The sequence below is a fragment of the Cupriavidus sp. GW821-FHT02F09 genome (genome assembly GCF_059421605.1).
In genome coordinates this window covers 559,528-568,648 of record NZ_JBWKVH010000001.1, presented here as the reverse complement: position 1 = coordinate 568,648, position 9,121 = coordinate 559,528, and the positions used below count along the sequence as shown (strand labels likewise).

Sequence of the window (9,121 nt, the reverse complement as noted above, 5' to 3'; positions counted from 1 at the left end):
CGTGTGAAAGTAGGTAATCGCCAGGCTCTCCCTTGAAACCCCCCAGTACGAAAGTACTGGGGGGTTTTGCTTTTGCGGCTGCGGATTCAGAAGGGCTTCAGAACGGTTTCTTCACCGCCACATCGCCCTGGCCGACAAACAGCTTCATCGTCAGGCGCTGCGCCAGATTGCCGTAGGGCGGATAGAACAGCCCGATGGGAAAGAACCGGTGCCGTTTGAACACGGTGCGTGCATGCGAAAGTTCGCGAAACCCCTCTTCGCCGTGATAGTTGCCCATGCCTGAGTTACCCACGCCGCCAAAGGGTGCGTCGTGGTTGACCACGTGCCAGGCCCAGTCGTTGATGGTGACGCCGCCAGAATGCGTGCGTGCAAGCAGCTTCTTGCGCTCGGCCGCATCGTGGCTGAAGCAGTACAGGGCGAGCGGACGCGAGCGTTGCTGCACCATGGCGATGGCCTGCTCGTGCGTGTCGTACGGCAGCACTGGCAGGATGGGGCCAAAGATCTCCTCGCGCATCAGCAGCATGTCGGGCGTGCAGTTCGTCACGACGTGCAATGGCAAGCGGCGGCCGGGGCCGACCTCGCCGCAGGCCATCACCGTCGCGCCCTTGGCGCGCGCGTCGTCCAGCATGGCCTGGATGCGTGCAGCGTGGCGATCGGTGGCCAGCGCCGTGTAATCGGGGTTGTGCCCGGTCCGCTCGCTGAACAGTTCGCCGAAACCTTCGATCACCGCCTTGACGAATTCGTCCACGCGTTCGCGCGGCACCAGCGCGTAATCGGGCGCCACGCAAACCTGCCCGCAGTTGATGCCCTTGCCATGCGCGATGCGCCGGGCGGCCTCGCCAACGGGATAGTCGCGCAACACGATGGCAGGCGACTTGCCGCCAAGCTCGAGCGTGACCGGCGTGAGATTGCGCGCCGCCTGGCCCATGACGATACGGCCTACCGCCGGCGAGCCGGTGAAAACGAGATGGTTGAAGGGCAGGTCGCTAAAGACGCCAGGGTTTTGCAACTCGCCGCCGATCAATGCAACGTGATCTTCGGCGAAGATCTCGCCAAGCATGGCCTTGAGCGTGGCGTTGGTGGCTGGCGTTGTCTCTGGCATCTTGATCATGACGCGGTTGCCGGCGGCCAGTGCGGCCACTAGCGGGCCCAGTGACAGATAGACCGGGAAATTCCAGGTCGCGATGACACCGACGACGCCCTTGGGCTGGTAGGTAACGTGCAGGCTGTTGCTGGCGAACAGCAGTTCGGGCCGGCGACGGCTCGCCCGCATCCAGCGGCGCACATGCGAGATGGCATGACGGATCTCCAGCGTGGTCGGCAGCACTTCCAGCATCTTGGTCTCGGCCAGAGAGCGTCCGCCGAAATCCTGGGAAATCGCTTCGGCAAGCACGTCCTGGTAACGCAGCAGTTGGTGCTTGAGAGCGCGCAAGTGTTCACGCCGCTGCCCGGCATCGGGCAAGGTGTGGCGCAGGAAGGCTTGCTGTTGCGCGGCGAACATGGCCTGAACGCGGGCGCTCAGGATGTCTTGCCTGGCCAGTTCTTCTGTCAGAGCGCGAGCATTCATGTGGACCTCTGCTGTTTATCGACCTGCAGTGCTGTATCGGAATGGGTGTCGGTCTCCGCATAAGCCCGTCCGCCAAAGCGCAGCGCGGAGTGTGCCCGGCGCGACTGGAACAGCGGGTAGAACATCTGGGTGAACCAGCGCTCCTGCCCGAACAGCACGTCGTCCTGCAAGCCAATCTTGGCGGGATACTTGCGCGTGATGTGTGCCGAGCCAAACAGGATGTCCCAGAAGAACAGCAAATTGCCGAAGTTGCCCTTGTAGTGGCCGATGCCGTCCTCATTCGTCATTGCGTGGTGCGCCCAGTGGGTGGCGGGCGTGGAGATCGTGCGTTCCAGCATCCACATCAGCGGACGCAGTGCACGGATTCGGTACAAGGGCTCGTCCCACCGCCATGCGCTGTGCGCGCCAAGGATCACAGTCAGCTTGATGACCAGGTACGCACCGTAGACTTTAGCGAAACCCAGATACAGCAGCACACCTGCAATCCACAGGCCCGGCATCATCAGGTAATAGAAAAAATTGTTCCGGTACGTGACGCGGATGCTCATGTACTGCGCGGTGTGGTGCGCGCGATGCAAAGGCCACAACAACGGCGAATGCGACACGCGATGCCACCAGTATTGCGTCATGTCGTCGCAAATCAGCAGGATCGCGGCCATTGCCCACCATGGCAGGTGCGCCCACGCACCTTGTTGTTCCGGCATCAGCCAGGCGCAAAGCTTGCCGGCCCCCAGCAAGGCCAGGGGCTGGGTGATCGCGAGCAGGCTCACGAACATCGCCAGTTCCAGCTTGGTATCGTCCAGGGTAGGGTTGACGCTGTTCTTGTAGCGCCGCGTGACCCACTCCATGCAGGCAAAGCCAAGCATGGCGATCACGATCAAGATGTTCTGAAGGTGCGGACTCATTGGGGCTTGTCTCCGATCTCGCTTTTTGGCCTGAAAGGCTTTAAGTCCGGCTGACTGTAGGCTTGCTCGGTCAATGCGTCCAATGCATACTATGCAATGTTCCAATGCGTACGGAGCAACGCATCATGATGGACCTTCGCCGCCTGAGCCACGTTCTGGCGCTTGCCGATGTCCTGCATTTCGCGCGGGCTGCCGAGCGGGTGCACCTCAGCCAGCCTGCGTTCAGCCGCAGCATCCAGGCCATCGAGGCGGACCTCGGCATCCGCCTGTTCGATCGTGACGTGGGCGACGTGCGGCCGACCCCGGCCGGCGAGTTCGTGATCGGGCGTGCCCGCAGGCTGCTCTTCGATGCGCGGTGCCTGCAGCGCGATGTCGATCTCTTTCGAGACAGCCAGTTGGGCGACACCGCCTTCGGCGCCGGGCCATTCCCGGCAGCGACCCTGATGCCGCGTGCGTTGTCCGAACTGCGGCGCCTCTATCCCAAAGTGGCCTTGCGCGTGGAAGAGAGCAACTGGCAGCAGTTGCTGGAACGCCTGCGCGCCGAAGACATCGAGTTTTTCGTCGCGGACGTGCGCGACCTGCCGCAAGACCCTGCACTGGAAATCCGTCCACTGGGGACGCAACCCGGTTTCTTCTACGTACGCACCGCGCACCCGCTTGCCGGACGTCAATGCACGGTGGCAGATGCCTGGCAGTACGGTGTCGCGGCGACGAAGTTGCCAAGCGTCCTGAGTACCGAGCTGGCCAGGGTGCTCGGCTTGCCGGCGGGCGAGGAAGCTGTGCTTGCGCTCGAGTGCGATGACATTGCTATCCTGCGGGCCGTGGCGCTGTCCACCGACACGGTTCTCGCCGCCACGCAGACATCGGTGCAAGCTGATCTCGATGCCGGCGCGCTGCTGCCGCTGCGCATCAAGGGGCTGCCGTCGCTGTTCTCCGAGATGGGTGTTGTCAGCCTGCGCAACCGGACGCCGTCACCGATGGCGCAAAATGCCATCGCGTGCATCGCGCGGGTCGCTGGCGAGGTGAACGCCAGGCTCTCCTGATCATTACGCCTACGAACGGCGCCAGCGCGGCAATCAACGCGCGGTTGCTGATCGGGATCACCCCCGGGCAGGTCTCGCCGGGCAGCGTGCGATCGCAATGCAGGCGGCAGGGCAAGGGTAGGAAGGCCGCATAATGCGGCATTGCTTGCGCTTATCGATTATTTGTATTCCATGCCTATTCGCCGAAAATCCTCGACGCCAGCCAGCGCGCCCGCTCGCCAGGACGCCCCCGTGCGGCGAGCCGCAAAGGGACCCGTCGCAATCACCGTCACCCCGCCAGCCATGCGCCCCCCACGCCAGCCGCGCAGCGAGCAGAACCTGGTCAACATGATCAAGGCGGGGCGTGCGCTGGCAGAGCAACGCGGCGACCTGGATGACATTTCCCTGAATGACGTCGTGAAGGCCGCCGAGACGTCGATTGGCGCCTTCTATGCCCGCTTCAAGGACAAGGAGGCGTTCCTTCAGTTCATGCTTGAGGCCGCGCTGGACGAGGCCGAAGCACTCACGAAAAAATCGATCGCCAGAGATCCGGTCTGGCAAGCCGGCTCGGCTACGGCCATCGTGGAGCGCATCGTGCGCGTCTACGTAGGCCAGTTTCGCCAGAATCGTGGCCTGTTCAAAGGCTTCCTGCGGCATTACTCCGCGACCGGGGGCGGCGACAATCCCATGCGGCAGGCCAACCGCCGCATCCAGGATTTGCTTGTGCCATTGCTGGCCAGGCAACTCGATTCCCCACGCGCTGGCACCGCGGACTTCGAGGTGCGCGTCGCCATTCAGTTCCTGGTGGGCACGCTGGCCAATCTGTTGCTCAACGATCCGGGCCCGCTGCACCTGGAGCAACGCAAGCTGGAAACCCACCTGATCCGCATGATGTGCCGCTATCTGATGCTGCCAGAGGCGTAGGCAAGACGTCGCCCGCCGCTGGCAAGGCGAGGTAGCGGTGCAGCATCTCGGTGAGCCGTTGCTCCTGCCGTGGATCGTACAGATCCAGGGCGCTGGGCGTATGCAGCACGATGTTGGTCAATGCACTGATGACAAGCTGGACCGCGATGCGGGTCTCATCATCCGGCCCGCTGAAGCGCCCGGCGGCAACGCGGCTGGCCAGGCGCGGCACCATGGCATCCAGGATCTGCCGGTTGGCCTCGCGAATGGGTTGCCACAAGGGGTTCTGCGCGGGGCTATGCCGCATATACGCGGCAAACAGGCCACGGTGCTTGCGGAACAGGCCGATATAGAAGCCGACGATGCGCGTGCAGATTGCGTGGGCCGGCCCTGCGTTCCAGGCGGGGTCCGTGGCCAGCGAATAGTCCAGCTCGGCGCGCAGCTCCGCCAGAGTGTCTTCCAGCACCAGCGCGCAGAAGGTCTCCTTGTCCGGAAAGCGCGCATAGAACGCGCCAACGGACGTGGACGCGGCCCGCACGAGATCGGCGAGCGAGAAGCCGGTCAGGCTGCCGGCCTCGTTGATCAGCGCTCTCCCGGCGGCAAGCAGCGCCTTCAGCGTGGCCTCGCTTCTCTCCTGGCGGGGCTGTTTCAGCCCCGCGCGCAGTGTTGGCGCCGCGGCATCAGCGGGGGCCGTGGTTTCGGGTGTCATACGTCGAAGGTGATGGCGACCGGCCGCTCCTGGCGTGGGCGCGCCTGGCAGGTCAGGATCCAGCCGGCGGCAAGTTCGTCAGCACTGAAAACATCGTTGCGTGCATGGACGACCGCGCCATCCACGCACTTGGCCGCGCACGAGCCGCAATAGCCTTCCTCGCAGGCATAGGGCGCATCCACGCCGCAGGCCAGCGCGGCCTGCAGCAGGGACTGGCCGCTGGCAACCCGCACCACATGCAGGGCGCCGCCGAGGGTTACCGTGGCGTCGCAAGCCGGCGCGGGCACTGGCGCCGCGCTTGCCACCTCGGCCTCCTGCGCGGCCGCGTCAAACCGCTCCAGATGCATGCGCCCCGGCGCCATGCCGGCCACTTCAGCGGCCCCCAGCACGGTCTGCATGAACGGCCCGGGGCCGCACAGATAGAGCTGGCCGTGTGGCACCGCCGAGAGCAAGGCGGCAATCTTGCCACGTTCGGGAAAACCATCAGTATCGTCGTGGTGCAGATGCACGGCCAGCCGATCGGAATTGTCGCGGGACAGCCTGGCGATCTCCGCCGCGAAGATCGTGCTGCCGGCATCCCGATTGGCGTAGTAGAGCGTCATCGCGCAGCTGCTGGATGCCAGCGCCGAACGGATCATCGACAGCACCGGCGTAATGCCGCTGCCCGCCGCGCAGAAGAAGAGCGGGGCGTCCATGTTCTCGCACACGAACCGGCCGGTCGGCGCGCTTACCTCCAGTTGCGTGCCAGCGCCGACATGCGCATGGAACCAGCCCGACGCGCGGCCCCCCGGGATGCGCTTGACGGTGACGACCGGAAGGCCGCCTGCCTCGGGCGAGCTGGAAAGCGAATAGCTGCGTAGCAGTGTTTTCCCGTCCACGTTTACCCGGAAGGTGAGGTGCTGGCCGGCGCGATAGACGAAGGATTGCTGCAGCGCATCGGGGACCAAGAGCGCGTAGGAACGGGCGTCTTCGGTCTCCTGAGTGATCTGCGCGACAGTCAGATTGTGGAACTGCATCAATGTCTCCTGGTTTCTGCGGGCCCTGTGCCGGACCCTTGAAATAACAAGAAAGAGAATTATGATTCTGTTTATAGCCGGAAGCAAAAGCAAATTCAAGACCGATCCCACCACCGGCTAGGGTAAGCAAAACAGGCGGGGAGAACGGTCAAAACCCATGAGCGCCAAAGGAGATTGCATGTCATCCCTTCATCGTTACACGCTGCCGGTGGTCCAGACAGGCTGGTCGATCGGCAGCCAGGTTTCCACCGAGTTCAACTGGGAGTACGACAACGAGAATTCCAAGCTGCTGCAGCTCTACGAGACCAGCAAGAAGCAGCAATGGAACGCCACCGACCGGATCGACTGGTCGCAGGAGCTCGACCCCGAGAACCCGCAGGAGCTCGATGACCGGATGATCCCGATCTACGGCACGCCGCTGTGGGAAAAGATGGGCAAGCACGACCGCATCGACGTGCGCCGCCACCAGCAGGCGCATTCGCTGTCGCAGTTCCTGCATGGCGAACAGGGCGCGCTGATGGTGTCTGCGCGCATCGTGCAGATGGTGCCGGAGATGGACGCCAAGTTCTATGCCGCCACGCAGACCATGGACGAAGCGCGGCACGTGGAAGCCTATTCGCGCCTGCTGCATGAAAAGGTTGGGATCATCTACCCGATCACGTCCGGGTTGAAATCGCTGCTTGAAACCATCCTGACCGACTCGCGCTGGGACTTCTGCTACCTCGGCATGCAGGTGCTGGTGGAAGGCCTGGCGCTGGCCGCGTTCCAGCGCATTCGCGACTTCTCCAAGAATCCACTGGCGGCATCGATCAACGCCTACGTGATGCAGGACGAAGCGCGCCACGTTGCCTTCGGCCGCACTGCGCTGCGCGGCTATTATCCACAGCTGACGGAGGCCGAGCGCAAGGAGCGCGAGGACTTCGTGATCGAGGCCTGCTACCTGATGCGCGATCGCTTCGACCAGAAGGAAGTCTGGGGCCGCCTCGGCTTGCCGGAAGAAGAGTGCGCCAAGGCCGTGCGGGAGTCCGAGACCATGCGGCAGTTCCGCCAGCGGCTGTTCAGCCGGATCGTGCCGACCGTCAAGGATATCGGCCTGTGGAGCCCGCGTGTGCAGGCGGCGTTTGCCGACATGGGCGCGATCGAGTTCGCCAATGTCGACGTCGAGGCGCAGTTTGCGCAGGACCAGAAGATCGCGGAGGAGTTTGACGCGCGCCGCGTGGTGATGGAGTCGATTGAGGCCGCGCAGGCCGAAGCCAGGCACTGAAGCGGTCTTGGTTGCGGGCCCGGCCTGTCTGGCCGGGCCCGCGCGCATTACGCGGCGAGCCGGCGTGCTTTTACGCCTGGAGCGCCTGCAAGCCCTTTGCGAGGCGCTCGCGCATTCGTTGCCTCAGTTCGGTAGACAGGTGGGCGTTCACCGTAGGGAACGTATCGGCAATGCGCGCCAACAATTGATTCAGATGCGTTGCGGCTGCGTTCTTGTCATCAAACCCGAAGTGCACCGCATCCGCCAGCACGGCGTCGCGCGCGATATCGAAGCGGCCCTCGGACAGTTGCATGGTGAGCGTCCTGGGTTGCTCGTCGGGATTGGGAACGACGTCGAACGCCGGCGAGAGTCGCCAGCGCTGCTCCCGCGCGTGGTAAATAGTCGCATGATTGCGTGGATGGTCGTCATCATTGCCGACGATGGCGTTGAACACCATGCGTTCGAACAGCTCGATCCGGTCTTCGAGCGGCGCGCCTATCCGTTTCAGTTCCTGTGCCAGGCGCGGATAGCTCCACGAGGCTGACAGTCCGCCGGGATACTCGACGCTCAGCAAAGAGGCGCCACTGAGTGTCATGGTTCTTTGCTGGCCATGGCGATCGAAGCGGCAAATGCGCACTACGCTCAGCCCGTCTTTGACCTGGTGATGCACCGATCGCGCGAAATGCATGCCTGCGGTAGCGCCCCACTGCAAGGTGAAGTGTTCCAGGCTGGGAATGTCTGCCGTGTCGCTGGGCAGAATCGGCTTGACCAGCCAGTAGTCCTCGCCGTCTTGCAGCGTGCCCTTGGGCCGGGCGCCGCCCAGGCTGGGCGTGGCCATGAGCATCCTGCGCAGCCTCGCATCGACGGGTGGGCGCCTTTCGTACATGGCAAGCAGTTCTTCGGCCAACCCTTCAAGTTGCAGCAGCTTGGGGCTTGTGATGACATCCACGGAAGGCTTGCGCGAGACGCCGACGGCCAGTGCCCCCCAGCGATCGCCATTCCTGGCCAGTCTCAGATAAGTGCTGTCGTGCGCATCGTCGGCAAGATTATGTTCGCGCTGTAAAAGCATCCGTCCCCACGAATCCGGGCAGGCATCACGCAACACGTCGTGCAGGCCGCGATACCGATGGGCGAGATGGTCGATGCCTGCAATGAGCGGCAGGTTGACCGGATCGATGGACCACGGCATGGCCGCATCCATGTAGCTCGGGGCATATCGGAACAGGCCGGTACGTCCGTCCGTGTGTTGGGCATAACGACCGACGGTTACCCAATCGCCCGTGTCCGGGCGTTGCAGGTAGATGAACAGCGGCTTAGAAGTAGTCATCATCCCTCTCGGAAGCGGGCGGGCGAGCCCTGGCATGCGGGCTGGTGGCCCAATAACGCGGGTCCGGCGGCGGCGCAGCCATATCCAGCAACCCGAGTATCAGCAGAGCGGTGAGATAGGTTGCGGCGCCCGCGCCTGGATCGCCCCGTTCGACTCGGCGCAAGGTCGCATCTGAGATTCCCATGCGCGCGCACAGGTCGGCGGCGGGAAGGTGTTGTGCGACGCGTTGTGTGCGTATGCAGCGGCCCCAGGTTCGCAGGCGTTCCGCTACCAGCGATGGTACGGCTTCGGCATGCAGCAGCTTCTTCGGCACAAGAACCTCCAGTTATAGATATCAGTTTAAGTGAAGTAAAACGATTTCTATGAGGTCGGTTTGCTAACGGAAATCCAGACGGAGGAGCAATGAGTTGTTGATTTGTTTATAGATAT

The 9,121-nt window shown here is 63.4% G+C and carries 9 protein-coding genes; 3 read left to right on the top strand and 6 right to left on the bottom strand.

The annotated features are described in order from the left end of the window. Nucleotides 1-97 precede the first annotated feature (97 nt). Nucleotides 98-1,567, bottom strand: a complete 1,470-nt coding sequence (locus AC07XB_RS02845; RefSeq protein WP_492376049.1) for a coniferyl aldehyde dehydrogenase — start codon at nucleotides 1,565-1,567, stop codon at nucleotides 98-100. Continuing rightward, on the bottom strand, nucleotides 1,564-2,472 hold the full coding sequence (locus AC07XB_RS02840) for a sterol desaturase family protein (RefSeq protein WP_492831403.1): 909 nt from the start codon (nucleotides 2,470-2,472) through the stop codon (nucleotides 1,564-1,566). Before AC07XB_RS02840 ends, AC07XB_RS02845 begins: the two co-directional genes overlap by 4 nt. A 125-nt stretch (nucleotides 2,473-2,597) precedes the next feature. Between AC07XB_RS02840 and AC07XB_RS02835 the strand changes: the two genes are divergently transcribed. Together AC07XB_RS02835 and AC07XB_RS02830 are read left to right on the top strand one after the other, a co-directional pair. Then, complete coding sequence (locus tag AC07XB_RS02835; RefSeq protein WP_492831402.1) at nucleotides 2,598-3,515, top strand: LysR family transcriptional regulator; 918 nt, start codon at nucleotides 2,598-2,600, stop codon at nucleotides 3,513-3,515. A 282-nt stretch (nucleotides 3,516-3,797) separates the two neighbouring features. After that, nucleotides 3,798-4,418 (top strand): TetR/AcrR family transcriptional regulator, encoded by a 621-nt coding sequence (locus tag AC07XB_RS02830; RefSeq protein ID WP_492831401.1) that lies wholly within the window; start codon nucleotides 3,798-3,800, stop codon nucleotides 4,416-4,418. Here the strand turns inward: AC07XB_RS02830 and AC07XB_RS02825 are convergent. Continuing rightward, nucleotides 4,324-5,106 carry a TetR/AcrR family transcriptional regulator gene (locus tag AC07XB_RS02825; RefSeq protein WP_492376045.1) on the bottom strand — a complete coding sequence of 261 codons (783 nt, stop codon included), beginning with the start codon at nucleotides 5,104-5,106 and terminating at the stop codon, nucleotides 4,324-4,326. The two genes, AC07XB_RS02830 and AC07XB_RS02825, sit on opposite strands and share 95 nt — an antisense overlap. Next, nucleotides 5,103-6,122 carry a 2Fe-2S iron-sulfur cluster-binding protein gene (locus tag AC07XB_RS02820; RefSeq protein WP_492831400.1) on the bottom strand — a complete coding sequence of 340 codons (1,020 nt, stop codon included), beginning with the start codon at nucleotides 6,120-6,122 and terminating at the stop codon, nucleotides 5,103-5,105. Before AC07XB_RS02820 ends, AC07XB_RS02825 begins: the two co-directional genes overlap by 4 nt. Nucleotides 6,123-6,300: 178 nt before the next feature. On the opposite strand from AC07XB_RS02820, the gene AC07XB_RS02815 reads away from it, so the two are divergent. Beyond that, a complete protein-coding gene (locus AC07XB_RS02815) occupies nucleotides 6,301-7,386 on the top strand; it encodes a ferritin-like domain-containing protein (RefSeq protein WP_492376043.1) in 1,086 nt (361 codons plus the stop codon). A 70-nt stretch (nucleotides 7,387-7,456) separates the two neighbouring features. Here the strand turns inward: AC07XB_RS02815 and AC07XB_RS02810 are convergent, their stop codons facing one another. Then, complete coding sequence (locus AC07XB_RS02810; RefSeq protein WP_492831399.1) at nucleotides 7,457-8,695, bottom strand: type II toxin-antitoxin system HipA family toxin; 1,239 nt, start codon at nucleotides 8,693-8,695, stop codon at nucleotides 7,457-7,459. After that, on the bottom strand, nucleotides 8,679-9,005 hold the full coding sequence (locus tag AC07XB_RS02805; RefSeq protein ID WP_174427236.1) for a helix-turn-helix domain-containing protein: 327 nt from the start codon (nucleotides 9,003-9,005) through the stop codon (nucleotides 8,679-8,681). Before AC07XB_RS02805 ends, AC07XB_RS02810 begins: the two co-directional genes overlap by 17 nt. Between the last annotated feature and the right edge of the window lie 116 nt (nucleotides 9,006-9,121).